This is a genomic window from Arthrobacter sp. BE255 (genome assembly GCF_031457335.1).
Classification (GTDB): Bacteria; Actinomycetota; Actinomycetes; order Actinomycetales; family Micrococcaceae; genus Arthrobacter.
In genome coordinates, this window is sequence record NZ_JAVDWK010000002.1 from 392,232 (window position 1) to 415,791 (window position 23,560).

At 65.7% G+C, this 23,560-nt stretch carries 23 protein-coding genes; 7 read left to right on the forward strand and 16 right to left on the reverse strand.

Annotated features, from left to right (window positions below):
* Nucleotides 1–3: 3 nt before the first annotated feature.
* Nucleotides 4–792, reverse strand: a complete 789-nt coding sequence (locus J2X42_RS05010) for a class I SAM-dependent methyltransferase (protein ID WP_310163359.1) — start codon at nucleotides 790–792, stop codon at nucleotides 4–6.
* A gap of 231 nt (nucleotides 793–1,023) precedes the next feature.
* On the opposite strand from J2X42_RS05010, the gene J2X42_RS05015 reads away from it, so the two are divergent.
* The 3 genes from J2X42_RS05015 to J2X42_RS05025 all read left to right on the forward strand — a co-directional run bounded on the left by J2X42_RS05015 (nucleotide 1,024) and on the right by J2X42_RS05025 (nucleotide 5,432).
* Nucleotides 1,024–2,634: an ATP-binding protein gene (locus J2X42_RS05015; protein ID WP_310162825.1), complete on the forward strand. Its 1,611-nt coding sequence runs from the start codon at nucleotides 1,024–1,026 to the stop codon at nucleotides 2,632–2,634.
* 21 nt (nucleotides 2,635–2,655) lie between these two features.
* Nucleotides 2,656–4,197, forward strand: coding sequence for an EAL domain-containing protein (locus J2X42_RS05020; RefSeq protein WP_310162827.1), 1,542 nt, complete (start codon nucleotides 2,656–2,658; stop codon nucleotides 4,195–4,197).
* A 173-nt stretch (nucleotides 4,198–4,370) separates the two neighbouring features.
* Nucleotides 4,371–5,432: an EAL domain-containing protein gene (locus J2X42_RS05025; protein WP_310162829.1), complete on the forward strand. Its 1,062-nt coding sequence runs from the start codon at nucleotides 4,371–4,373 to the stop codon at nucleotides 5,430–5,432.
* 16 nt (nucleotides 5,433–5,448) lie between these two features.
* On the opposite strand, the gene J2X42_RS05030 is transcribed toward J2X42_RS05025, so the two are convergent.
* From J2X42_RS05030 to J2X42_RS05040, 3 genes are all read right to left on the reverse strand, one after another.
* Nucleotides 5,449–6,240 carry a glycerophosphodiester phosphodiesterase gene (locus J2X42_RS05030; RefSeq protein ID WP_310162830.1) on the reverse strand — a complete coding sequence of 264 codons (792 nt, stop codon included), beginning with the start codon at nucleotides 6,238–6,240 and terminating at the stop codon, nucleotides 5,449–5,451.
* A gap of 16 nt (nucleotides 6,241–6,256) precedes the next feature.
* Nucleotides 6,257–6,502, reverse strand: coding sequence for a hypothetical protein (locus J2X42_RS05035; protein ID WP_310162832.1), 246 nt, complete (start codon nucleotides 6,500–6,502; stop codon nucleotides 6,257–6,259).
* Between the two features lie 111 nt (nucleotides 6,503–6,613).
* Nucleotides 6,614–7,432: an HAD family hydrolase gene (locus tag J2X42_RS05040; protein ID WP_310162833.1), complete on the reverse strand. Its 819-nt coding sequence runs from the start codon at nucleotides 7,430–7,432 to the stop codon at nucleotides 6,614–6,616.
* 202 nt (nucleotides 7,433–7,634) lie between these two features.
* Here J2X42_RS05040 and J2X42_RS05045 point away from each other — a divergent pair, with 202 nt between their 5' ends.
* A complete protein-coding gene (locus tag J2X42_RS05045) occupies nucleotides 7,635–8,825 on the forward strand; it encodes an ABC transporter substrate-binding protein (RefSeq protein WP_310162835.1) in 1,191 nt (396 codons plus the stop codon).
* A gap of 172 nt (nucleotides 8,826–8,997) precedes the next feature.
* On the forward strand, nucleotides 8,998–9,375 hold the full coding sequence (locus J2X42_RS05050) for a lipopolysaccharide assembly protein LapA domain-containing protein (protein ID WP_310162838.1): 378 nt from the start codon (nucleotides 8,998–9,000) through the stop codon (nucleotides 9,373–9,375).
* Between the two features lie 31 nt (nucleotides 9,376–9,406).
* Here J2X42_RS05050 and J2X42_RS05055 read toward each other — a convergent pair whose 3' ends face one another.
* The 4 genes from J2X42_RS05055 to J2X42_RS05070 form a co-directional block, all read right to left on the reverse strand.
* Nucleotides 9,407–10,975 (reverse strand): GMC oxidoreductase, encoded by a 1,569-nt coding sequence (locus tag J2X42_RS05055; RefSeq protein WP_310162840.1) that lies wholly within the window; start codon nucleotides 10,973–10,975, stop codon nucleotides 9,407–9,409.
* A gap of 21 nt (nucleotides 10,976–10,996) precedes the next feature.
* Nucleotides 10,997–12,502 (reverse strand): MFS transporter, encoded by a 1,506-nt coding sequence (locus J2X42_RS05060; RefSeq protein ID WP_310162842.1) that lies wholly within the window; start codon nucleotides 12,500–12,502, stop codon nucleotides 10,997–10,999.
* Nucleotides 12,503–12,642: 140 nt separating this feature from the next.
* Nucleotides 12,643–13,461, reverse strand: a complete 819-nt coding sequence (locus J2X42_RS05065) for a hypothetical protein (protein ID WP_310162844.1) — start codon at nucleotides 13,459–13,461, stop codon at nucleotides 12,643–12,645.
* On the reverse strand, nucleotides 13,458–14,498 hold the full coding sequence (locus tag J2X42_RS05070) for a Gfo/Idh/MocA family oxidoreductase (RefSeq protein ID WP_310162846.1): 1,041 nt from the start codon (nucleotides 14,496–14,498) through the stop codon (nucleotides 13,458–13,460). The genes J2X42_RS05065 and J2X42_RS05070 overlap by 4 nt, the downstream gene beginning before the upstream one ends.
* Nucleotides 14,499–14,604: 106 nt before the next feature.
* Between J2X42_RS05070 and J2X42_RS05075 the strand changes: the two genes are divergently transcribed.
* Nucleotides 14,605–15,867: an ROK family protein gene (locus J2X42_RS05075; protein ID WP_310162848.1), complete on the forward strand. Its 1,263-nt coding sequence runs from the start codon at nucleotides 14,605–14,607 to the stop codon at nucleotides 15,865–15,867.
* A 94-nt stretch (nucleotides 15,868–15,961) separates the two neighbouring features.
* Here the strand turns inward: J2X42_RS05075 and J2X42_RS05080 are convergent, their stop codons facing one another.
* A complete protein-coding gene (locus J2X42_RS05080) occupies nucleotides 15,962–16,378 on the reverse strand; it encodes a DUF6379 domain-containing protein (RefSeq protein ID WP_310162850.1) in 417 nt (138 codons plus the stop codon).
* Between the two features lie 67 nt (nucleotides 16,379–16,445).
* Here J2X42_RS05080 and J2X42_RS05085 point away from each other — a divergent pair, with 67 nt between their 5' ends.
* Nucleotides 16,446–17,453, forward strand: coding sequence for a restriction endonuclease subunit R (locus tag J2X42_RS05085; protein WP_310162852.1), 1,008 nt, complete (start codon nucleotides 16,446–16,448; stop codon nucleotides 17,451–17,453).
* 141 nt (nucleotides 17,454–17,594) lie between these two features.
* Here J2X42_RS05085 and J2X42_RS05090 read toward each other — a convergent pair whose 3' ends face one another.
* Genes J2X42_RS05090 through J2X42_RS05120 form a run of 7 tightly spaced genes read right to left on the reverse strand, consistent with a single transcriptional unit; the run spans nucleotide 17,595 to nucleotide 23,523 of the window.
* Nucleotides 17,595–18,599 carry a sugar phosphate isomerase/epimerase family protein gene (locus J2X42_RS05090; RefSeq protein WP_310162854.1) on the reverse strand — a complete coding sequence of 335 codons (1,005 nt, stop codon included), beginning with the start codon at nucleotides 18,597–18,599 and terminating at the stop codon, nucleotides 17,595–17,597.
* A 12-nt stretch (nucleotides 18,600–18,611) separates the two neighbouring features.
* The gene (locus J2X42_RS05095) at nucleotides 18,612–19,799 is read right to left on the reverse strand and encodes a Gfo/Idh/MocA family oxidoreductase (protein WP_310162856.1); all 1,188 of its coding nucleotides are present in this window, start codon (nucleotides 19,797–19,799) and stop codon (nucleotides 18,612–18,614) included.
* Nucleotides 19,796–20,194, reverse strand: a complete 399-nt coding sequence (locus J2X42_RS05100) for a DUF6379 domain-containing protein (RefSeq protein WP_310162858.1) — start codon at nucleotides 20,192–20,194, stop codon at nucleotides 19,796–19,798. Before J2X42_RS05100 ends, J2X42_RS05095 begins: the two co-directional genes overlap by 4 nt.
* 8 nt (nucleotides 20,195–20,202) lie before the next feature.
* A complete protein-coding gene (locus tag J2X42_RS05105) occupies nucleotides 20,203–20,973 on the reverse strand; it encodes a nuclear transport factor 2 family protein (RefSeq protein ID WP_310162861.1) in 771 nt (256 codons plus the stop codon).
* An 11-nt stretch (nucleotides 20,974–20,984) separates the two neighbouring features.
* Nucleotides 20,985–22,010, reverse strand: a complete 1,026-nt coding sequence (locus tag J2X42_RS05110; RefSeq protein WP_310162864.1) for a TIM barrel protein — start codon at nucleotides 22,008–22,010, stop codon at nucleotides 20,985–20,987.
* A gap of 17 nt (nucleotides 22,011–22,027) precedes the next feature.
* A complete protein-coding gene (locus J2X42_RS05115) occupies nucleotides 22,028–23,131 on the reverse strand; it encodes a sugar phosphate isomerase/epimerase (RefSeq protein ID WP_310162866.1) in 1,104 nt (367 codons plus the stop codon).
* Entirely contained in the window at nucleotides 23,128–23,523 is a 396-nt protein-coding gene (locus J2X42_RS05120; RefSeq protein ID WP_310162867.1) for a DUF6379 domain-containing protein, read from the reverse strand. The genes J2X42_RS05115 and J2X42_RS05120 overlap by 4 nt, the downstream gene beginning before the upstream one ends.
* Nucleotides 23,524–23,560: the final 37 nt, after the last annotated feature.

Sequence of the window (23,560 nt, forward strand, 5' to 3'; positions counted from 1 at the left end):
GGCCTAGTTCCGGGGCTTCAGGACCGCGAAGTAACCGGGGACGAGGCTTGCGGCCGCGTCCCCGGTCATCGGGTTCGTTTCGATGGTGGTGGGGCCGTCCTCCAGCAGTTCCCAGGCCTCAGGCGGCAAGGCCCTGCTGCGCTCGGCAGGACCGAAGTGGCCGGGCATCGGCAGTTCGCGGATGGCCCGTTCCAGCGGTGCCGGAATGGCCTCCATGGTGGCGCCCAGATGGGTCACGTACTCCACCGGGTTGCCCTGGAAGTTCGTTTCGGCCAGGAAGACAGCACCGCGCCTGCCCACCAGTTGCCGCAGGTTATCCACCAGGGCCGCCTGCTCTGCCGGTTCGAGCACGTGCAGCACACCGCGGATGAAAACGTTGGCATCGCTGTTCCCGGCGATTCCTGCACCGGCACCTGGCTGGGTCATGTCGCGCACGAGGAAGCTGACATTGTCCATCCCGTGGGACCCGTCCCGGGCCCGCTCCACGGCGTGGGCGGACACATCCACTCCAACGGCCCGGGGGAAAAACTGGGCCAGGGCGCGCGTGAAGCTGCCGTGGCCGCACCCGACGTCCACCACCGGCAGCATCGGATCAAGGTGGCGCCCCAGCACGTCGGCGTAACCGAGGAGCTCATGGTCGCTGCCGGAGTCCCAGAGCACTTCGCTCTGCGTACCGGTCCTGGCTATTCCCGCCCAGTAGCGGTCCCAGGCCACGTTCCTGTCCTTCGGCGCAGAGCGGGACAGCCTGATGAGCTTCGGGATCATCAGGTACTTCCGCAGGGCGGAGAGCATGGTTTTCGCTGGCGAGGACACGGTCCAAATATATGTCCCGCAGGCACCGGGCAGGGCACCAATACGTCTGTTGGCGTCATGCCGCCGCCGCGGTCCGTCATAAGCAGGGCAGCAGCCGCATCCCTTGCACCATGCATCGTTGCGGTAGCAGCGGCGAAGTGTCCCCCTAGAATGTACTCAATCAGGAGCGAAGGGAGCATGGTGGCAGCGGACACACCCCTTGTCACAGCTATGCAACGCACAGCTGTGGTGGCCGACCCCGACGCCGGCCGGCTCGAGTCCAGCGCCGAGGCCCTGCGCGCGGCCGGCTACCTCGTCCGCACGGCCCAAAATGCCGAGACCCTGTTTTCGGTGCTCGACGGCGTCCGGCCCTCCGTCCTGGTCGTTGACAGTTCCCTCTCCCCCCGGGAGAGCCGTGTGCCGGTGCTGGTGCTGGTGGACCTGGACGACAGCGGCGAGATCGCCGCCATCGAGGGATCCGGCGTCCGTGACTGCATCGCCAAGCCTCCGGCGGCCAAGGAGCTGGTGCACCGCGCCACCGCCCTGATCAACCTCGTGGAACGGCGCACCCGGGCGCGGCAGGAGGCCGAGGCCCTGCGCGAGCAGCTGCGGCTCGTATCGGCCGCCGTGCGCGGAACCAATGATCCACAGAAGATCGCCGACTACGTGGTGACCGGCTTTGGCGAAACGTTCGGTGCCGACCACGTCTGGCTGACCACGTTTGAGGACGAACGCGTGCCTCCCATTACCGCGACGTGGAGCCGGCAAGGACTGGATCCGCTTCGGGCCGGCCCTCTTGAGGACGAAGCCGCCGCGCGGTCCACTGCGGATCAGCTGTGGGCCAGGGCAGAAGTCCTGACTACGGACGGCTCGGACGGCTCCATCAGGCTGCCAAAATCGCTGGAGGACCTGCACGCGAAAGCGTCGGTGGTGGTGCCCATGGGGGAAGGAAACTCGTCCCTCGGCATTTTGTGGATCGCTTTGCTGGACAGCCCCCGGGCCTGGTCACGCGCCGAACTGGGACTCATCCAGCACGTGGCCGGCAACGGCGCCCACGGACTGATCCAAAGCCACCTGATCAGCAGCCAGCTCCAGGTGGTCAAGCAGCTGCAGGAGCTGGACAAGGCCAAGACGGACTTCCTGGCCACCGTCAACCATGAACTGCGCACCCCGCTGACGTCGATCATGGCGTACCTGGACATGATCCAGGAGAGCACCGCCGATCCTGTGTCGCCTGAAGTCCACCAGATGCTTGACATCGTGGTTCGGAACACGGAACGGCTGCGGATGCTCATCGAGGACATGCTGAGCGTGTCCCGCAGCGGCGGCGGGGACGGCCCGCTGCACCTGACGCCGATCCGGCTGGGCCGCACGCTGGAAATCGTGGCAGGTGCCCTCCGTCCGCTGGCGACGCTGCAGGACGTCACCATAGCGCTGGAACCCGCACAGGAGGATCCTGAACTCATGGGGGATGAGGTGCAGCTGCAGCAGGTTTTCACCAACCTGGTCTCGAATGCCATCAAGTTCACGCCCGGCGGAGGGAAAATCCATGTGGGCAGCTCTGCCCATTCCGCCGCTGACGGCACGCGCTGGGCCACAGTCCGTGTGACGGACACCGGAATGGGGATTTCCAGTGAGGAGATCGCCCACGTCTTCACCCGCTTCTACCGCGCCTCCAACGCCATGTCCGGGGCAGTCCCGGGCACCGGCCTGGGCCTGGCCATCACCAAGGACATCGTGAGCCGCCACGGTGGCAGCATTGACGTTGCCTCGGAGCTGGGCGCCGGCACCACGGTCACCGTGACCCTGCCGCTGGGCACCAACGCGGCCCCGGCAAGCTGATCGCCGGAAGGAGCAATCCAGGTGTTCGCTGACAATGACCCCAGGCTTTCGCAGCTGCTGGAGGGCATTGTCCGGCTGGCCTCCGGCGACCTGAATTCGAGGATTGAGGTGTCCCCCGCGCGGGACGAACTCGATGCCATCATCATGGGCACCAACCTCCTCGCCGAGGACCTGCAGATCATCTACGAAGAGCTTGAACAGCGGGTGGAGGTCCGGACCAAGCTCCTGCATGAGGCCCACCTGGAAATGCAGAAAATGGCCATGCAGGACCCCCTCACCGGGCTGGCCAACCGTTCGGCGCTGCTGACGGCGCTGAAGTCGGCGCAGTCTGACGGCGCGCGCGACACCCTGTCTCCTGTCATCCTGCTGCTGGACCTGGACGCATTCAAGTCCATCAACGACACCCAGGGCCATACAGCCGGGGACAAGGTCCTGATCACGGTGGCCGAGCGCATCCGGGGCGCCGTCCGGGCCACCGACGTTGTTGCCCGGCTGGGCGGCGACGAGTTCGCCATCGTTATGCCCGCCACCGGAGCCGACCAGGCCGCCGTCGTCGGGCAGCGGATCCTGGCCGCCCTTAACGAACCCATCGAGCTGCCCGACCGGAGCATCCGCTGCGGGGCGAGCGTCGGGCTGAGCGTCGGGGATACCGGGCAGGGGCCCGAGGAAATGCTGATGCAGGCCGACGTCGCCATGTACGCCTCCAAGGCCGAGGGCCTGAACCGGCTCCATATTTTTGAGCCCGGCCTCCTGCTGGTTCGCCGGCTCCGCAGCCAGCTGTTGGACGACCTCCGGTTGGCACTTAAGGGCGAGGGCCTGGTGCTGAACTACCAGCCCGTGGTGGAACTGGCCACCGGCCGGGTCGAAGGTGTGGAGGCGCTGATCCGGTGGAATCACCCCTCCCGGGGCCGGATCATGCCGGATGAATTCATCCCCCTTGCCGAGGAGGCGGGGCTGATCTCCGAGCTTGGACGCTGGGTCCTCACCACCGCCGTGGAGCAGCTGCGCCGGTGGGTGGAGGACGATGCGGTGGACAGCAGTTTCTCGGTGCGGATCAACATCTCTGCCACCGACCTGCAGAGCCTCCAGTTCATCGAGGATGTCCGGGAGGTGCTCAAGGAGACGGGCGTCCGGCCTGAACAGGTGGTCCTGGAACTCACCGAGATGGCCATCGTCAAGGGCAACGACCTGGACCGCTATTCACTGGGCGGGCTGCGCGGCCTGGGCGTCGGGATTGAGATCGACGATTTCGGGACGGGCTATTCATCCATCAGCTACCTCCGGCGGCTCCCCGTGGACCGGGTCAAGGTGGACCGCTCCCTCATCGTCGGACTGGGCACCGATCCCAGCCAGCCCGCCCTGGTGGCCGCGGTCCTGCAGCTGGTGCGTGCATGCGGACTGGAAGCCGTGTGGGAGGGTGTTGAAACTGCCGAGCAGGCTGAGCATCTCAGGAACCTCGGGTGCCTGAGTGCGCAGGGCTATTTCTTTAGCAAACCCCTGCCGGCGGACGATATCCCGGCACTGGTGGCCGGAGCCTTCCCAACCGTCAATAAAAGGCCATAGTGGCGAAAAGGGCTGTACTTTTGCCCTGCCCGATATACGATCATGATGCGGTGTCAGAATTACACTGCGTGGGAGATCGGATTTAATCAGAAGTTGCTGATTCCGAAGGTATCTGGAAATTGAACAATTACGGGGCCAACGGGTCATTACTTCGTCAACTGGGGGCGTAGTTAATGTCGGTTCGAGTACAGGCTTGGGGAGTAATTGCTGCTGTCCTGGCGGGGTCCGACCCCGCCCAGGCAGCTACACGTCAGCGTCTTAGCGACCGGCTGGACGAAAACCCGGGAGTACCTGAAAGGGCGCTCCTGGAACACCTGCTGGAGAACCGGCAACAGGACAGCCTGGACAGCGGAACCCCGGACACCGCCCGCGCACCGTTTCCTCGGAACGCCATGCCGCCGCAACTGCTTGAACGCCTGGATGCCATCCGCAGCCTGTCGAGGATCAGCGCCCTGCTGGAAAACCAGATGCTGATGACCGCGTTCCAGCCGATCTACGGCCTTGCGAGCAAAAGCGTGGTGGGGGTGGAGGCGCTCTCGCGGTTCGTCAGTGACGACGGCGCCGGTGCCGAACTGTGGTTTGCGGAGGCTGCCTCAGTGGGGCTGGGAGCCAACCTGGAATTCTCTGCGCTGGGCTCCGCTGCTGACGCCGCCGCTAACCTCCCGCCACACCTCTACGTTTCCCTGAACGTCTCACCGACGTCCTGCATTGATCCGCGGCTGCCCGAATTGTTTGAGCACATCGATCTTCCGGTCAATCGGATTGTGCTCGAATTGACCGAGGGAATTTCGGATGATGAATACCCGCATTTCATTTCCGCAATTACTCCGCTGCGCGAGCGCGGCCTGCGCATCGCCATCGACGACTCCTACTCCGGAGCCGGCGCGCTGAGCCGGATGGTGCATCTGCGTCCCGATTTCATCAAGCTGGGACGCGACATCATCAGCGGCGTGGACGTTGATCCAACCCAGCAGGCGCTGGCAGCGTGCATGGTGGACTTCGCCGAGCAGATCGGCACCGAACTGGTGGCCGAAGGCGTGGAAACGCGCGAGGAACTCCAGGTACTGACGGATCTTGGCATCAGCGCAGGACAGGGCTACCTCCTTGGCCGGCCGTCAGTGCGGCCCGAGGAATGGGCGGCCTGGAACACGGCAAAGGATCCGGACGGGCTCATCCGGCTCTCCGATTCGGAGAACGTTGCCCAGGGCGTGTCAGGCAGAACCGACAAGCACTGACGGCTGCGCACAAAGCTTAGCTGTCCGGCCACTCCCCCCGTTCCAGCAGGACCTGCTTGAGGAGGTCGGCGCGGTCAGTCACGATGCCGTCCACGCCGAGATCCAGCAGACTTCGCATTTCGGCGGGGTCGTTGATGGTCCACACGTGCACTTTCAGGCCCAGGGAGTGGGCCTGCCGGACGTAGCCGGACGTGGCCACCCGGAAGCCGCCGTACCTGACCGGGACCTGCAGTGCCTGGACATCCCCGAGCGGGCCCCGCAGCAACCGCCTCAGCCACGCGGCCGGCAGCGGCCGCAACAGGAAAAAGAGCGTATTCGTGGCGACCCCGGCTGACGACGCAACGGGGCGGCTGAGCAGCTTCAGCACCGCCCGGCGCCGGCGGTCCGAAAAACTGGCCACCAGCACCCGGTCGTGGAGGCTGTGCCGTTCGATGGCGGCGGCGAGGCTGCGGACCGAGTGCCAGTCTTTCACGTCCAGGTTGAGCCGGATGCCGGGCAACGCGGCCACCAGCTCGTCGAACAGCGGCACCGTTTCGCGCCCTCCGATCCGCGCTGCAGCAACCTCGGCGGCGGTGAGTTCGGAGATCCGGCCGACGCCGTCCGTCACCCGGTCCAGCGTCTCGTCATGGAAAAGCACCAGGACGCCGTCGGAGGTGGTGTGCACATCGGTTTCCACGTACCGGTAACCGAGGTCGACGGCGGCGCGGAACGCCGCCATGGAATTCTCCAGCCCCTCGTGCGAGAAGCCGCGGTGGGCCAGAGCCACCGGATGGCCGGCGTTGTACAGGAACGGCGAGGGTGCAGTCACAGTGCGAGCGTACCGCCTACTCCCGGAGCACAACCTCCACACCGTCGCTGCAGTGCAGCAGCGTACGGCCGCGGCCGCCGTCGAGGTCTATCCAGACGGCCGAGTGGTCCCAGGTGATGGCATCCACGACGCCGCCGGTTTCGAAGCCGGGCGTGAGGCGGACCAGGACACGGTCGCCCTGCTTCAGCTTCTTCCAGTGGGCCTCCGGTACCGCCGGACGCAGCGGCGCCTCGGCCGCACCGTGCTTGACGTTCCTTGCCATGATGTCCCCTTAGCCGCGGATCGGTTGTCCACTGCCCACGGTAGGGCGGCAAGGTAAACGTCAGGTGAGCGCCAGCTGTGAAAAAGCGGTACTGCTGACGCGGTGCCGTACCTAGGGAAGCTTTACCCCGAGCGATGCGAGCCGGGCCTCGAGGACCTGGGCAACGCCGTCGTCGTCGAAATGCGGCGCCTGCTGGCCGGCGGCGAGGATCGCCTCAGGGTGGCCGCTGGCCATCGCGTAGCCGTGGCCGGCCCAGCGGAGCATCTCGATGTCGTTGGGCATGTCCCCGAAGGCCACAACGTCGGCGGCGCTGATGCCCAGGGATTTGGCGTATTCGGCCAGGGTGACGGCTTTGTTGACGCCGGGCAGCGACAGTTCCAGCATGGACACCCCGGGAGACGAGTGCGTGGCGGCGGCCAGGTGCTCGACGGCGGGCTTCACCTCGGCCAGGAAGCTGTCCGGGGTGCCTTCGCGGACGATCGCGAGGAACTTCACTACGGCGTCGTCCGGCGTGAGCGTGTCGGCCAGCGGGGCCGGCGTGAATTCGGCCAGCAGTTCGCTGGAGCCGTTTTCGATGAAGCCGGGCTCCAGGTGGAAGCCGGTCAGGGTTTCCGCCGCGAAGAGCGCGGCCGGCCGCAGCTCCTTGATGATCCGGCGGATCTCCAGGACAGCATTGATACTGAGCGCCCGCGCCGACACCAGCCGGTTGTCCTCCAGATCCCAGACCACGGCCCCGTTGGAGCAGATCACGGTGCCGGTGTGGCCCAGCTGTTCTTCGAGCGGGTGCAGCCAGCGCGGCGGGCGTCCGGTGACAAAAACGAGTTCGACGCCGGCCTCCCGGCAGGCGTGGAAGGCCCGGACGGTGCGGTCGCTGATCTTTCCGTCGTGCCCAAGAATCGTTCCGTCAATGTCACTTGCTACGAGCCGCATCCTGCCAGTCTACGTGGGGCTGCAGCCGCCGGGAGGCGCCGGACGCAGCCGCTTGAAGACGCCCCGCGACGTTTTTTGACGCCGCGCTACGTTCTGTTGAGCGTCCGCGACGTCCGGTGAACGTCCGTGTCCTGACCCGTTGTGGCGCCGGGGGGCCGTCCGTAATCTCATCTCCAGTACTCGCCCCAACAAAGGAATCCCCGTGACAACACCGCAGGACAACAGTCCGCAGAACCCCCAAGGCTCCACCCGCATCGTGGCCGGCCAGTCCGCCACCCCCAAGCGCCCGCTCGGCCTGAAGATCGGCATTGTGGCCGGCGTCCTGGCCCTGATCGGCGGCGGCGTGGCAGTGGCATCGGCCGTCAACAGCAACAACTCCTCGAGCACCGGCACGCCTGCCGAGGCCGCCGCACCCGCCGGCAACCCCGCCGCCGAGCTCAAGCTCGGCTACTTCGGCAACGTCACCCACGCACCCGCCCTGGTGGGCGTCAGCCAGGGCTACATCGCCAAGGAACTGGGCGACACCAAGCTCACCACGCAGGTTTTCAACGCCGGTCCCGCCGCGATCGAGGCCCTGAACGCCGGCGCCATCGACGCCACGTACATCGGCCCCAACCCTGCCATCAACTCCTTCGTCAAGAGCGGCGGCGAGTCGGTCAACATCATCGCCGGTGCCGCCGCCGGCGGGGCTCAGCTGGTGGTCCGCCCGGAGATCACCTCCGCCGCGGACCTGAAGGGCAAGACGCTCGCCTCGCCGCAGCTGGGCGGAACGCAGGACGTGGCGCTCCGCGCCTGGCTCGCCACGCAGGGCTACAAGACCAACGTTGACGGCAGCGGCGACGTGGCCATCAACCCGACCGAAAACGCGCAGACCCTCAAACTGTTCCAGGACGGAAAGCTCGACGGCGCGTGGCTGCCGGAGCCCTGGGCCTCCCGCCTGGTGCTGACCGCCGGAGCGAAGGTCCTGGTTGATGAAAAGGACCTCTGGGACGGTTCGCTCTCCGGCAAGGCCGGCGAATTCCCCACCACCATCCTGATCGTGAGCAAAACGTTTGCGGCAGAGCACCCGGACACGGTGAAGGCCCTGCTCAAGGGGCACGTGAAGTCCGTGGAGTGGCTGAACAGCGCCGCCGCCGATGAGAAGGCCAAGGTCATCAACGCCGCACTGAAGGAAGCCGCCGGCGCCGAGCTGAAGGCCGACGTGATCGAGCGGTCCCTGAAGAACATCGTGTTCACCGTGGATCCGCTGGCCGGAACGTACCCCAAGCTGCTGAAGGACGGCGTCGAGGCCGGCACCACCAAGCAGGCCGACATCAACGGCATCTTCGACCTCCGGGCCCTGAATGAGGTCACCGGGGAGAAAACGTCCGCTGCGGGGCTGGGCAAGGAGTAGGCCTTACTGACGGAGTCGCCGGCAGTGAAACACATTAAATAACCCAGCCGCCCGGAACTGCAACAAGTTCCGGGCGGCTGGGTTTTTGCATGCCGGCGGTTCTGCCGGGTGCCCGCCATCCCATATGTTCCGGCGTCCCACCAAAAGACCCGCGCGGGGAGACAATGGCGGTATGAGCTCAGAAGAACCGCTGCCATCCGCCGCTGTGCCCCCCGCACCGGAGTCCCAGCCAACGGTCCAGCGCGCCGAGCCTGCCCCTCCGCCCGCATCCGGGAGCAAAGCTGTTCCCACCCGCGTCACCCGGGCCGCCGTCATCTGGAGTGCCGTGGCGGTCAGCCTCGCGGTGCTGGTGCTGCTGATCATCTTCTTCATCCAGAACCAGGACATGGTTGCCGTCAAGTTCCTCGGCTGGGAGGGCCGCCTTGCCCAGGGTGTTGCCTTCTTCATCGCAGCCGTTGGAGGCGGCATCCTCGTAGCCATCGCCGGCGGGGCGCGCATCCTGCAGCTCCGCCGGACAGAACGACGGCGGCGCAAGGTTACCGGCGCCTAGGTTCCGGCTGCGACCGTCACCGGGCTGCCGGTCAGCCCAGCCCCTCTGCAGCCTTCCGTGCGCCGCGTACGGCGATGGCGACGCTCATCAGTGTGGGGTTCATGGCCGTCGCTGTAGGGATCAGTGCGTTTCCGCCCACCACGAGATTGCTGTAGCCCCACACCCGCGACCACGGATCCGCCACCGAGGTGCCGTCGTCGGCCTCGCCCATGCGCATGGTGCCCTGGTAGTGCAGGCTTGACCCGTTCGGCATCAGCCTCGGCTCGGCAACAAACGCTCCGAGTGCCTTGCCTGCCCGCCGCAGCCGCTCGGTGGCGTCGGCAATCTCCGACTCTTCCCGCTCGGTGAGTGCGTATGCGATGGTCATGTTCGGGAATCCGCGGTAGTCCGGTTCGTTATCGTCGAAGGTCACGGCATCCTCATAGCGGGGGTGCTTGCGCATCCCGTAGCCCATGTTGACATAGCCCCAGCGGTTCTCCGAGTAGGGCGTTCCGGGCTCCATCGGAAACGGAGTCGATTCGGAGTACATGACCTGGACGGAGAAGGGGTGGTCCGGCTCGGAGAACGGAATGCGGTTGACCGCCGCGACGGGATCGGCGGGATTGAGGGCGCGCCGGGCCAGTTCGGCGTCGAGGTCCGTCTCTGTGGCGAAGCGCTCCATTTTCCCTGCATCCAGAGCCACTGTGGAGATGACCACGGGGTGCTCGGTCAGGTAGTGGCCGAGGGCCTGCGGCCGGACACCCGAGGCCCACAGGAGCTGCGGCGACCGGAAGGCATCGGCAGCGACCACCACGACGTCCGCAGCCACGAACGACGACGCGCCGGTGCGGAGATCCTCCACCGTGACCCCCGTGACGCGGCGTCCGTCCAGTTCGACGCGGCGGACCAACGTCAGGTCGCGGAGTTCGAACTGCTGTGAGAGCGGGCTGTCCGGATCGAGCAGCGGGCCGAGGACAACGTCGGCGCCTGCCCAGCGGATCGAGCCGTCCGGCTGCGGGTCGCCCGCCACCGGCAGGGTGTCCACGCCGTACCCGTCGGGAAGCTCCGCGCCGAACTCCTCGTCGAGGAGGGACCTGACGGCTGCGCCGACGGCCGAGTCGGCGAACGCCGCACCCTGCACGTGCAGCAGCCCTTTCGCGGCGCCGATCAGTTCATCCCACTCGTCGTCGGTGATGAACGGGATCTTCTCGCTGAAGGCGGGCGACGGCGTCGCACAGGTCCAGTGCGCGCCCTGGCCACCGACGTTGGTTGCCGCAGCCGCGGCCGGGAAGCCGGCGGCGTGTGCGGAGCCTGTGCCGCCGAAATCGAGCAGGTGGGTGCCCTGGCGCGCGGTGAACATGCCCTCGGTGACGGTGCCGGCCGGGATGCCGAGCGACTCACGGTAGGCGCCGGCCTGCGGCCCCTGCGACATCTCCCGCGCGCGGGCTTTCTCGTCGGGATCGGCGATGTTCCGGACGCTCTCGCCGGGACGGTCCGTCAGCTGTGGTCCTGCTTCGAACATCACCACCCGCGCGCTGGGGACTCGTTCCAGGAGCACCCGGGCATAGGTGGAGCCGATCGGCCCGCTGCCGACGATCGCGATGGTGGGGTTGGTGGACATGGTGTCTCCTTCGAAAAAGGGTCAGACCGCTTGGGTCTCGGACGTTGTTTGGCGGGCGGCGGGGACGGGCTCATCCGAAAGTCGGCCGTGCGGAAGAAGCACCGCCGCGACAATGCCGACGGCGTAGGTGGCCGCCAATGCGACGAATATGGGGACGAACACAGTGCTGTAAATCCGGGCGATGTCCGCCTGCACGGCCGGCGCCGCCCCGTGGACGAACTGGGGCGTCAGGGTGGCAGGATCCAGGCCTGCCGGAAGGAGGGCGGCCACGCCGAACCCGATCACGCCGCCGATGACCGCGGTGGCCACTGTTGACCCCACCTGGCGCACCAGGTTGACGGTCGCGGTGATGGTGCCTGTCTGGCTGGCCGGGGCAGCTCCTTGGACAACGGCGACAATCAGGCTCATAAAAGCACCTGTACCGATTCCCACCACACCCATCACAATCATCGGAACCCAGAGCGGGAGACCGGCAGGAAGCATGGCCATCACAAAAAGGCCGGCGGATCCCAGCGACGTGCCAATAATCGGGAACACCCTGTAACGGCCCGTCCGGCTGGCCAGATAGCCGGTGAGGAGGTTGCTGACCAGCATGCCGAACACGGTGGCGATCGGAACGAGTCCGGACACGGTTGCCGTGGTCTGGTACGCCATCTGGAAATACGTGGGCAGGTAGGCCGTGATGGAGAAGAGTCCGACGCCGATAATCGCCGACAGCGCGGTGCCCGCGGCAATAGTGCGGTTGGCAAAGTACTTCAGCGGCACGATCGGTTCCGGTGCACGGCGCTCCACGATGAAGAAAGCGACGAAACCTGCGACGCTGACCGCGAGCGCCGCCGTGGTGGCGGGGCCGGCGGTACGCTCGGCCGCCCAGGACACAGCCAGCACCAGGGCCACCAGGGCGGCCGTGAAGATAACGGCGCCGCCGACGTCGAAATGGCGTGGAACGGTTCCCGGCTCCAGGTGCGGTATTGCGATAATTGCCAGGCCAAGGGCGACTGCTCCGACCGGAATGTTGATCCAGAAGACCCACGACCAGCCCCAGTAGTCGGTAATGGCACCGCCGAGGACGGGACCCACCAGGATTGCGATGGGGAAGGCCGCCCCAATGATGGCCATGTAATGGGGCCGTTCCCGCTGGGTGGTCACGCGGGCAATGACGGTCTGGGACATCAGCTGCAGTCCGGCGGAGCTCATCCCCTGCAGGACACGCGCGGCGATGAGCCAGGAGATGTCCTGGGCGAAGCCGCAGGCCAGGGAAGCGGTAAGGAAGGTCACGAGCGAGACGAGGAAGACCCGGCGGGCTCCCAGGACGTCACCGAGCTTGCCGAGCACCGGCAACAGCACGGTGCTTGCGAGCGTGTACCCCACCACAACCCAGCTCATGAGTTTCAGGGCGCCCAGCTCTCCGGCAATCGTGGCAAGGGACGTGGACACCACGGTGTGGTCGAGGGCCCCGAGGAAGGAGACCGTGAGCAGGGAAATAACGAGGAGACGGAATCTCAAAGGCGAAAGTGGCATAGTCATCTACCCGAACGATCGGGCCATCGACGCGACGTGTTGTGCCTCCGCCGCACCATCACGGCGGAGAACGGATCCGGAGGGGACCCCGACGCCACCATCATCATACCGCACTTTGGTCTGAAAGCAACCAAAGAATGACGGGATCAAACACTAGCGTCCTTAGCCGCTACGAGCGCAGCCAGGTCCCACCCGAGCGCGCAGTCATCCAGGAAATCCTCGACGTCTGTCACGGCCCCGCCCGTGGAGCAAGCCTCGAAAGCCCGCCGCAGCGCCAGCCGCGCCGAGGCTTCAAACCGACGCGGCGCAACCAACGCGCCTTCCTCCGTGCAGGTCTCAAGCCGCGCCAGACCCGCTGCCTGGTCCACCGATACCTCAGATCTCACTTCGCCCAGCGCCAGGACCCGCAACAGGCCGCCCGAGCCGCTCCCCGCCTCAGCGTTGCCCGCCAAGGTAACGGCCGGACCGGCCCGCCTTTCCCGGGGCTCCAGGAGCGCCACCCGCGCCTGGGCCGTGGCAGAACCGGCAAGAATGCTCAGCGGGCCACCTGCGAAGACCCTTGCCCAGCCAAACCCATCACGGATGACCGGATTAAGTTCCGACGCGGGCGCGGCGCACTCGACGGCGATGATGCTGGCCGGAATACCTGCCCGCCCCTGGATTGCATCGTCAACAAGATCGGGCCTCAGCCGGGGACGCTCAACAATGATGGGGATGTCCGTCAGCGTCCGGAGGGCCTCCCGGGCTTCGTGCGGCAGGTCCTGCGGGTCTGCGATGACGATGGCCGCCGCACCCTCGGCCCGGGCAGCGAGCGCACGGTCCCACCATCCGCCGGCACCGGGCACCACCACAACAGAACCCCGGGGGCTTTCCGACGATGCCGCGCTGACAGGGAGTTCGGCGACGGCGGCGCGGTAGTCGGGAAGGACGGCGCAGACACCCATCCGCAGGGTCGCCCCGCTCATGCGTACACACCCTCAAGCAGCTTCGCGGCGGCGCCGTCGGCCAGGGCAGTCGCATAATGGGAGTCCGCAAGCAGCTCGTCGTATTCCACTGGCACCCTTTCCTCTAGGAGCGCAGCCAGCAGGCGCCACTCGGCCACATAGCCGTCTTCCGGATCACGGCCATAGTCTGTCCAGCGTCCGCCGGGGGTGCGGACGCGTACGGCGGCGCTTCCCGCATGGACAAACGCCGGTGGAAAGTCCACCTCGATGCGGTCATGCGACGTGGAGATGCTCATCCGCCAAAGGGCATCGGGCCCCGCCGGAAGCATGGTGAGGGCAAGCTGCACCAGCACCCCGCTCGCGCGGTAGCCCACCACATAGCCGACCGGTGGAACCAGCCGCGCGTACACCACCTCCTCAATCGCGGGCGCAAGGTCCCGCAGCGCCGGGAGGTCATGGATCGCGAGCCCCGTCAGCAGCTGCCGGAGGACATCCGCTGCCACGGCGGCGTCCTTCAGGTCCGGCCTGCCCCGGCGGGCAGGCAGGAAGGGCCCACCCTCAGCAACGAGCCGGTGGTACCGGTCGTTCGGCGGCAGCGCCATCGTGACAGAGACCGCCTGCACCCGGCCTTCGAGCGCCACGAGGTGATGTCTGGCATGCCCCCAGGCCGCATCAAACAAATGGTTCGTGCCGACCAGGAGGATGGTCCCCGCCGCGCGGCAGGCGTCGACCACCTCTTCAGCTTCTTCCGGGCTCGTGGCCAGCGGCTTCTCGCAGAAGACGGCCCGCTTGCCGGCAGCCACGGCGGCGAGGACCTGCCGGCCATGCTCTGCGGGTGGGCTGCACACGGCCACAAGGTCCACGTCCGGGTCTGCAAGAAGCTCCGAATCGCCCTGCGACCAGCGCGCACAGAGCCCCTCAGCCAGACCTCGGGCGCGCCCACTGCCGGCATCGGCAATATGCACCACGGTGAACAGCTCACTCAACCGGCCCAGCGTCGCCAGATGAAGCGCGGCAACCCCCGGCCCGGCACCCAGCACACCTACGTTCCAAGGCATCATCGCCCTCCTTCTTATGTGTCTATTATTCATAAGTTAGGTTGGTTCTGGCTATAGTCGCGTCCCACGACACCTTAGTGGGCCTCAATGTGTGAGAATTGTGACCATGACGACAGACTCCACACTCCGCTTTGGAGCCCAAACGGATGAAGTGACGAGCCTTTTGCGGATCGTCAATCTGGTGCGCACGGGCGAAGCAACCACCCGCCCGGAGATCGGCAAGGTCACCGGCCTGGGCAGGGGCGTAGTCAGCCAACGCGTGGACCAGGCCATTCATATTGGCTTCCTGGGCGATGGCGAATTCGGAGCCTCCTCCGGCGGCCGCGCACCACGGACCCTGCGCTTCCGGGCGGAGCAGGGACGCATCGTCATATGCGCCCTGGGAGCGGCGCACATGAGGGTCGGCATTACTGCGCTCGACGGCGACATCCTGGACCATACGCACCGCACCTGGGATATCGCGCAGGGTCCGGAGAAGACCATCGATGCGGTCATGTCCCTGGTCGACGATTTACTCAAGAAGGACCCCGCGGTGCCAGTGTGGGGTGTGGTGGTAGGGCTTCCCGGCCCAGTGGACTTTGCCTCGGGGCAGCCCGTGGCGCCCCCGATCATGCCAGGGTGGAACGGTTACGACGTCCGCACTCCCTTTGAAGAACGCTTCAATGCACCGGTTTGGGTGGACAACGATTCCAACCTCCTTGCCCTCGGGGAACGCGCCCGGCGGCGCGACTCCCTGGTCGACCTGATTTACTGCAAGATCGGTTCGGGAATTGGAGCAGGCCTGCTGTCCAAGGGCAGGATCCATCGGGGCGCGAACGGCGCCGCCGGAGACATCGGCCATGTCCGGGTCTCCGACTCGGATGCACAGTGCCGCTGCGGCAAGGTCGGCTGCCTGGAAGCTGTGGCCGGCGGCTGGGCTCTCGTCCGGGATGCCGAACTCGCCATCAAGGAAGGTACCGCGAGCTCCTTGGCAGCGCGCGTGAAGAAGGGAGCACTGACCCTTGAAGACATCACCCTTGCAGCCCAGGCCGGGGATTCACTCGCCATCACCCTCGTCCAGAAGTCTGCGCGGGTGGCAGGGGAGACCATTTCAGCGCTGGTGAACATGTTCAATCCGGGAGTCATTGTGATCGGCGGCGCGATGGGCTCCGCCGGCGAGGTATTCCTGGCAGAAGTGCGCCAGCGGGTCTACGAACTGTCGCTGCCGCTCGCCACCCGGGATCTCACCATCACTCTCTCGGTAAACGATGAGCGCGAACCGCTGCGCGGCGGAGCCGAACTGGCCCGCGAGCAGCTGTTCGACGTCACCTTCCCCCGCTGGTTCGCGGAAGGCCGGCCCTCACCGGAACGGGCAACCGTTCCGGCATAAAGTCGCGATCGAATACGGCTGGGTTGCCGCAGGCGAACCCGCCTCCCAGAAGTAGTATCACCGCCGCCGAAATCCGGGACGTGGCCACAAGCGTTCAGGCCACGTCCCTGGCCACGCCCGAGACAGCATCCCGCCCGGATTCCAGTTCCGCTTCGAGGTGGAACGGCAGAATGAGCGGCGAGCCCGGCCGCGCCTGGAGATAGGGCACCAGGAGCTGAAAATCCACCGAGACGGCATGCGCGCCAGCGGCGACCCGGCCACCGCCAGCCACAACGAGGCGGTCCTGGACGAACCACCAGCCGTGCTCTTCCGGCAATGAACCCGCCAGCACGTCCCGCACCCCAAGATGCACCGCAAGATCCTCCGGACCGAACCGCACGCCGTCGACCTCGACGGCAAGGCCGTACACGCTGGACAGCGGCATTGAGCGGATCCAAGGCAGTCCGATCCGCAGTTCAAAGCCGTCCGGAGTGGTGGTGAGCGCATCGTCGCGCAGAGCTGTTTGCAGCATGGCTTCCATCCTTTATCCTAAAAGTGACATAAGTTTGTCATTAACACGCATATTTGAAAAGGTGCCCATGATCACTGGAATTCCTCAAACCTGGACCCTCTGCGCAAGTGCCTTCAACTGGACACCTGACATCACCGCGGCACGGCGACCGGCCCTGGACATTGTCACCGGCATCGTCGCCGACGGCGTGGCCGATACGGTCGAACTCGAGCCCGGGCTGCTGTGGCGATCCTTTCCGGAGCCCCGGGATGCCGAGGTGGACGAGTTTCACGATGCCCTTGACCAGGTGGGTGGAAGGGTCAGCATTGTGGGCGTGAGCCTGGATGACTTCCTCTCACCGACACAGCGGCGGTCCACCAGGCAGCGGCTGGACTTCCTGGTTCCCCAGCTCCAAGCGGCCCGGCGGGTGGGTGCTACCGGTGTCCGGTTGCCGATCGGCCAGGCCGGCGCCGACCTGCTGGCCATGGTGCAGCCGCTGCTGCACGAGCTGGACCTGGTGCTGTACGAGGAGATTCAAGGGCAGCAGGCTCCTGACAGCCCCGCCATAGCCCCGGCCTTGGAGACGATCGCAGGGCTGGCGGACGATCATGTGCGGGTGCTCGTGGACATCAGCATGCTCATGCCGGCCCTGCCTGCCAGCTACCTTGAGGAGCTCCGCCGGGGCGGCGTCCCCGCTGAGCTCGTGACCCGGCTGGCGGATGAATGGCGGAACCCTGCCACGCTGGATGCCGTGAAGGCATTGCTGCAGTCCGGAAAGGTGCCGCCAGGCGTCCACACGCTCTTCATGAACCTGGTGATCCGCTTCGGCCGCAGCGTCGCTTCAGACCTGCAGAGCGTCCTTCCCCTTGTTGGCGCCTTCCACCTGAAGTTCTGGGACCTGGAGGACGCTGACGGACGCGTGTCGCAGCCGCTCCGCGACCTGGGCGGGCTCCTGCGCAGCAGCGGGTTTGCCGGCACGCTGACCAGTGAGTGGGGCGGCCACGAGTGGCTCCGGGATGACCCCACCGACATCACACGCCGGCACCTTGCCCTCGCCACCACTGCGCTGGCTGCAGGGGATGGAGCTGCAGCCTGACCCCTTACGCGTCCCGCGCGAACTGGCAGCTAACGCCCTCAAAATGTGGATTTGGGGGCATCTGCTGCCAGTTCGCACACAGGCACAGCAGAAAGCGGCCGGCCCCGGGTCACCGGGGCCGGCCGCTCTGTCTGTGGCTGTTTATCGTGTGCTGAATGCCGCGTCAAAAGCGGCAACGGACGGCTCGTAGCTGGACAGCCGCCGGACGAAAGCGAGGGCCTCGGGCGCTCCGGCCAGCCGGTCCATGCCCGCGTCCTCCCACTCGACGGACAACGGGCCGACGTACTCGATGGAGTTGAGCATGCGGAAGGCATCCTCCCACGGCACGTCACCGTGGCCCGTGGAGATGAAATCCCAGCCGCGGCGCGGATCGGCCCACGGCAAGTGGGATGACAGACGGCCATTGCGGCCGTTTGCCAGCCGTTTCTTCGTGTCCTTGCAGTGCACGTGGTAGATCCGGTCCTTGAAGTCCCACAGGAACCCCACGGGGTCAATGTCCTGCCAGACCATGTGGCTGGGGTCCCAATTAAGGCCGAAAGCCTTGCGGTGCCCGATGGCTTCCAGGGTGCGGGCCGTGGTCCAGTAGTCATAGGCAATTTCCGACGGGTGTACCTCATGCGCAAACCGGACACCCACCTCGTCGAAGACGTCAAGGATCGGGTTCCACCGGTCGGCGAAATCCTGGTAACCTGCCTCCACCATCGCCTCTGTGGCGGGCGGGAACATGGCAACGTACTTCCAGATCGATGAGCCGGTAAACCCGGTCACAGTCTTCACGCCGAGCTTGGCTGCCAGGCGCGCGGTGTTCTTCATTTCCTCGGCGGCCCGGCGCCGGACACCCTCAGGGCCGCCGTCGCCCCAGACGATGTCCGGCAGGATGCCACGGTGCCGTTCGTCGATGGGGTCGTCACAGACGGCCTGGCCCTTGAGGTGGTTGGCAATCGTCCACACTTTCAGGCCATTGCGTTCCAGGACGTCCAGCTTGCCCTGGACATAGGCGTCGTCGTTCCACCGCCAAGGATCAAGATGGTCACCCCAACAGGCGATTTCCAGCCCGTCATATCCCCACTCGCCGGCGAGCCGGGCCACCTCCTCGAACGGCAGGTCGGCCCACTGGCCGGTAAACAAGGTAATCGGTCGAGCCATGTTCTTCCCTCCTTAGCGGGCCTGGACGGCCGCGTCGGCTCCGACGCTTGTCCAGGCAGAGTCGTTCCCAGAGCTGCGCTCGACGGCGTCGAGCACGCGCTGCACCGTGAGTCCCTCAGCGAAGGTCGAATGCGGGTCAGTGCCGCCCACGATGCCTTCCACGAGGTCCTTGACCTGGTGCGAGAACCCGTGCTCGTACCCGAGCATGTGGCCTGCGGGCCACCAGGCCGAGACATAGGGATGCACCGCCTCCGTGACCAGGATCTTCCGGAAACCCTGCCGGTCCGCCGGGACCGTGCGGTCATAGAACTGGACACTGTTGAGGTCTTCAAGGTCGAAGGCCAGGGCTCCCTTGTCCCCTGAGACCTCAATCGCGAGCGCGTTCTTGCGTCCGGTGGCAAAACGCGATGCCTCAAACGAGGCCAACGCCCCGGATTCGAAACGGCCGGTGAAAATGGCGATGTCGTCCACGGTAACCGGCCCGTACCCTGCGCCGGCCCGGCCCGACAGGCCTGAACCGGAAGCCAGGACAGGCCTCTCCTTAATGATCGTATCGACGACGCCGGAGACCTTCTGGAGGTTCTGCCCGGTAACGAACTGGACCAGGTCGATCGCGTGTGCGCCGATATCCCCGAGCGCACCGGAGCCGGCATGCTCCTTCTGCAGGCGCCAGGCCAGCGGCATCTCCGGGTCCACGAGCCAGTCCTGCCGGTACGAAGCCCGTACATGGCTGATCCTGCCCACGGCCCCCTCGGCGATGAGGTTGCGGAGGAACGTCACCGCCGGAACGCGCCGGTAGGTGAACCCCACCATCGCCCGAACACCCCGTACGGCGGCGTATGCGGCGGCGTCGGCCATCGCTTCGGCCTCTGCCACCGTGTTGGCCAGTGGCTTTTCGCACAGCACATGCTTTCCGGCTTCAAGCGCCGTGATGGCTATCTCGGCGTGGGAGTCACCGGGGGTGACGATATCGACAATGTCGATGTCGTCCCGGGCGATGACCTCCCGCCAGTCGGTTGCCGATTCAGCCCAGCCCCACTTCCGGGCCGCCTCACCGACAGCCTGGGCGTTGCGGCCCACGATAACGGCCATTTCCGTCTCGGCAGGCAGGCCGAATACGCGCGGGGCAGTGCGCCAGCCCTGGGAATGGGCGGCGCCCATGAAGCCGTAGCCAATCATGGCCACGCGCAGGGCGGTCATGCGAGCACCACCTTCCGTTCCACGGCGACGCGGTTGCCCACGTAACGCATGGGGGCGATCTGCATGTAGAGCAGGCGGAGGGTGAGGATGACTTCGACGTCGATCTCCTCGCCGGCCTCAGGGACGCGGTCCAGGGGAATGATCACATCGGGCCGGTCCGCGACGAACCACAGGGTCTCCCACTGCTCCGGGAGTTCGGCAATGGAATAGGACTTGCCTTGGAGCTCGAGGCGAAGGGATTCCTTGGTGATCTCCACACCGTTGACTGTTGCGGCGACGTCGTCAACGGCGGACAGCCAAAGGCTGCGGTACCAGGGCAGTTGCACCGACACCGCAATGCCCTCTGGGTGCCTGCTGACATCGGTGTCCTTGAACAGGGAGTTGTGAGTTGCCATGGCTTTCCTTACTTGAACGTGTCGACGAAGGTGTCGTGGGGAACAGGCGGCGCGGGGTCCAGCGTCTGCCGTGTTGATGGGCTGTAGGGGTGGTACTCCGTGGGCACGGGTTCATCGGCGGGTGGCATAAAGACCGGCTTGCCGTCGTCGCCGAAGTACATCAGGTCCAGGGCAAAGGCATGCTGGTTCTTTTCCGCGAAGCTGATCCAGTTTTCCTCGAATGGCGCCCGGAGGAGCTCGTAGCAGCGGAATTTCCAGATCTTCCACTCACCGTCCTGGCGCAGGAAGTCCACCGCATACTTGCACCAGACCCAGTGGGCCCAGACCTTCTTGCCCTGTACCTCACCAGGCGAGTACATGTAGTCGGGGCTTTCCTTGGCCACTTCGGGGTCCGTGAGTCCTGACTCGTTGCCTGTGACGATCCAGACGCCCTTGGCCGTCTTGCCATCGGCGGCGACCTCGATGACCGGAGTCGTGGTGTAGTGCAGGATCAGCTTGCCCACAGGGGACGGACGCCCCTTGTGGTAGCGGACCACACTCTCGTAATCCGTGTATTGCCCCGCGTTGGTGTACCTCGCCCGCACGCCCGGCGTTCCTGGCTTTACCCACAGCGGGATAATTTGTTCGTCCTCGAAGGCATTGTGCAGGTACATGTAGCGGTTGAACAGGTTCTCGAGGTCGCCCCTGTCGTTGGCCCGCCGGGCCAGGCGGAGTGCCTCGTCGAGTTCACGGCGCAGCTGCTCGACCTCAGTGCTGACTTCGCCTTTGGTTGCAGTCATGGGCGTTCTCCTTAGGCTGGGACGACGGATTCCTCGACGGCGCGGCGCATCAGTGTGTGCTGCTTCTTGACCAGGTCGATCGGATCGGACTCGCCAAGGTCTGCGAACGCATGCCCCTCCCACTCGCTGGACAGATAGCCGGTGTAGCCGCCCTTGACGAACTGCTGCACGATGCGCGGAATGTCCATCGCAGGCTCGTTGCCGTGTTCGTCGATGTCGTAGAACTTCGCGTGCACGTGGAAGATCTGCGGCATGATGTCGAGCCATTCCTCCGGCGGAACCAGCCCATGCATGTTGAACGCCAGCCGGGTGAACGGGCCCAGGCGTGCAGGATCAAAGTTGTTGGCATTCAGGTAGTCCTCGAACTCCTGGTTGCGCTCTTGCATGGGCAGCGGCTTGCGCCAGATTTCCTGCATCACGGCGAAGTGCTCTTCGGGCAGCCCCATCTGGGTCAGGGTACGGAAGAGCGTCGGGGAAAGGCTGTGCATCGTAGAGCTGAAGTCGGCGGTGAAGCCCAGCCGGTCGCTCCCCAGTTCCTCGTACATTTCCCGGATCTGCAGGATCTTGGGGTCATTCGGTCCTTGGGGTGCGTGAATTTCGTAGCCAAGCTTCTGGTCGTACTTCTCAGCCAAGGGAAGAAGGCGCCGCAGCAGTTCCTTGCCGGCGGACCGGATGACAATCTTATTGAAGCCCAGCGTGTTGGCGGTCTTGAGCTGCCTGGCGAAGAAGTCGTACTCCTCATCAGGGGTCATGTCGCGGTCTTTGCGGCGCCCCATGTCCAGGTTGGTTCCCACTGCGCTGGGCGTCAGCCCGTAACGGTCCATGCTGTCGCGCCAGAGGCGCACAAAGTCGTCGTCGACGTCGGGGTAGGTGCGCAGCATCTGCGCGATGTTGAACTCAACTCCGGGGCCGAGGCCCTCGTCTGCGACCGCCTTGATCAGCGTCTCCGGGGTGTAGAGCCCGGCGGCGAACTCAGAGGTGAGCGAATAAAGGGTAATGCCAAGCTCGATTCCCGAGCCTGCGATGCCTTCTGACATGTCTTGTTCCTTCTGTTTCAGCCGCGGACGGGCTGGGCGAGGTGGCTGTTGAGGATGCGGCGGGCCTCGGCGGGATCGGTGATCATGGCGGAGCCGGCGTCTACAGCTGCTGAACGCTGCACGGCCTGCTCGCCGCGGATGATCTCGAACGGATCCTGCCAGTTGTTCCAGTGCCAGCCTTCGTATTCGCTGGAAATCGCACCGGAATAGCCGTTTTCGACGAGCTGGCGGACCAGCCCGCGCACGGGAACCGAGGGTTCCTCGCCGTGCTCGTCAATGCCGAAGAATTTGCCATGCACGTGGCGGACCCACGGCATGATTTCCAGCCAGGTGTCGACGGGGGCCGGACCAAAGAGTCCTGTTCCGTTGATGGCGAAGTCAATCCCCAGGTCCGGCCGGCCGTTGCGGGCCGCCAGGCCAATAAACGCACCGAAGCGTTCACCGTGGATTTTCTGCGTGTTGGGCGGCCCCTCTGCGTAGAAGCCGTTCCAGAGTTCAACGACCTGGCGAAGCAGTTCCTCGGAAGCCCCGCGACGGCGGTAGGCCTCCAGCAGCGAGGGCGCAAAGCCGGTGACGGTGGCTCCCCAGTCGGCGGTAAAGCCGAGCAGGGGCGAGCCGAGCTTTTCGTAGCGGTCGCGCAGGGCAAGGACCCGCTCGTGGGCGCCATGCTGGTCAGCGTGGACTTCGAGCGCCAGTGTCACGCCGTACTTCTCGGCAACGGGCAACAGGCTCTCCATGGCGTCCGGAGTCAGGGAGATCTGCACCCGGGCGATGGGGAAGCCGAGCCTGGCGGCAACTTCGATCTGCCGGCTCATGTACTCAACGAGCTCATCGTGGTTCATCAGCCGGTCACGGCGGATTCCGGTGTCCACGTTAACGGCAAGGGATGTGGGAACCAGGTCCACTTCGGAGACAAGATCGCGGAAATGCCCAACGAAGGCGTCATCGATGTGGTCCGGGAATCCGCGCAGGCTGGAGAAGCCGATGACTTCAAGACCAGGGCCGAAGCCCTCTGCCGCCACCCTGCGGATGAGGCCATCGAGGTCATACTGCCGGGCGTGGAAAGCCCGGGTGAAGCTGTAAAGGGTGACGCCCTGGATCGGCGTGCCGAGGCTGGTCATCGCTGTACCACCTTCATGGTCTTTGTGTCGTGTTCTTCGATGTGGAGCACGCCGTGGTCGGTGATGATGTACGGAATGTAGAGCTTCAGGTCCACCCGGATCTCATGTTCGGTCTGGTCTTCCGCAACGGGCACATCGCCGGACAGGATGGCGGAGTCCAGCGGGAACCACCATTCGCCTGTCTCGTCCACGAGTTCCTCAAAGCTGAACGTCCGGTTGTTCATGGTCCAGCGCAGCGAATCCTCCGGAGCAGCGACCCCGTCGATTGTCAGCGAGGCTCCGGCAATGCAGGAGCCCGGCAGGGCGCGGTACCACGGGATGCGGACCTCCACGGCGGCGCGGCCGCCCTCTGTGGTGAGTGTTCCTTGCTCGATTATGCGGTCGGCAATCATCGAGACCTCCTTGTCTGTGCCTGGCGCTGAAGTGCGG

Excerpts from the sequence above, each read along its gene's own strand:
- J2X42_RS05070 (WP_310162846.1), bottom strand. The coding sequence starts at position 14,498 with ATGCCTTGGAACGTAGGTGTGCTGGGTGCCGGGCCGGGGGTTGCCGCG.
- J2X42_RS05015 (WP_310162825.1), top strand. The coding sequence starts at position 1,024 with ATGCAACGCACAGCTGTGGTGGCCGACCCCGACGCCGGCCGGCTCGAG.
- J2X42_RS05035 (WP_310162832.1), bottom strand. The coding sequence starts at position 6,502 with ATGGCAAGGAACGTCAAGCACGGTGCGGCCGAGGCGCCGCTGCGTCCG.
- J2X42_RS05120 (WP_310162867.1), bottom strand. The coding sequence starts at position 23,523 with ATGATTGCCGACCGCATAATCGAGCAAGGAACACTCACCACAGAGGGC.
- J2X42_RS05105 (WP_310162861.1), bottom strand. The coding sequence starts at position 20,973 with ATGACTGCAACCAAAGGCGAAGTCAGCACTGAGGTCGAGCAGCTGCGC.
- J2X42_RS05040 (WP_310162833.1), bottom strand. The coding sequence starts at position 7,432 with ATGCGGCTCGTAGCAAGTGACATTGACGGAACGATTCTTGGGCACGAC.
- J2X42_RS05110 (WP_310162864.1), bottom strand. The coding sequence starts at position 22,010 with ATGTCAGAAGGCATCGCAGGCTCGGGAATCGAGCTTGGCATTACCCTT.
- J2X42_RS05050 (WP_310162838.1), top strand. The coding sequence starts at position 8,998 with ATGAGCTCAGAAGAACCGCTGCCATCCGCCGCTGTGCCCCCCGCACCG.
- J2X42_RS05075 (WP_310162848.1), top strand. The coding sequence starts at position 14,605 with ATGACGACAGACTCCACACTCCGCTTTGGAGCCCAAACGGATGAAGTG.
- J2X42_RS05010 (WP_310163359.1), bottom strand. The coding sequence starts at position 792 with ATGCTCTCCGCCCTGCGGAAGTACCTGATGATCCCGAAGCTCATCAGG.
- J2X42_RS05095 (WP_310162856.1), bottom strand. The coding sequence starts at position 19,799 with ATGACCGCCCTGCGCGTGGCCATGATTGGCTACGGCTTCATGGGCGCC.
- J2X42_RS05060 (WP_310162842.1), bottom strand. The coding sequence starts at position 12,502 with ATGACTATGCCACTTTCGCCTTTGAGATTCCGTCTCCTCGTTATTTCC.
- J2X42_RS05065 (WP_310162844.1), bottom strand. The coding sequence starts at position 13,461 with ATGAGCGGGGCGACCCTGCGGATGGGTGTCTGCGCCGTCCTTCCCGAC.
- J2X42_RS05090 (WP_310162854.1), bottom strand. The coding sequence starts at position 18,599 with ATGGCTCGACCGATTACCTTGTTTACCGGCCAGTGGGCCGACCTGCCG.
- J2X42_RS05080 (WP_310162850.1), bottom strand. The coding sequence starts at position 16,378 with ATGCTGCAAACAGCTCTGCGCGACGATGCGCTCACCACCACTCCGGAC.
- J2X42_RS05025 (WP_310162829.1), top strand. The coding sequence starts at position 4,371 with ATGTCGGTTCGAGTACAGGCTTGGGGAGTAATTGCTGCTGTCCTGGCG.
- J2X42_RS05055 (WP_310162840.1), bottom strand. The coding sequence starts at position 10,975 with ATGTCCACCAACCCCACCATCGCGATCGTCGGCAGCGGGCCGATCGGC.
- J2X42_RS05085 (WP_310162852.1), top strand. The coding sequence starts at position 16,446 with ATGATCACTGGAATTCCTCAAACCTGGACCCTCTGCGCAAGTGCCTTC.
- J2X42_RS05100 (WP_310162858.1), bottom strand. The coding sequence starts at position 20,194 with ATGGCAACTCACAACTCCCTGTTCAAGGACACCGATGTCAGCAGGCAC.
- J2X42_RS05115 (WP_310162866.1), bottom strand. The coding sequence starts at position 23,131 with ATGACCAGCCTCGGCACGCCGATCCAGGGCGTCACCCTTTACAGCTTC.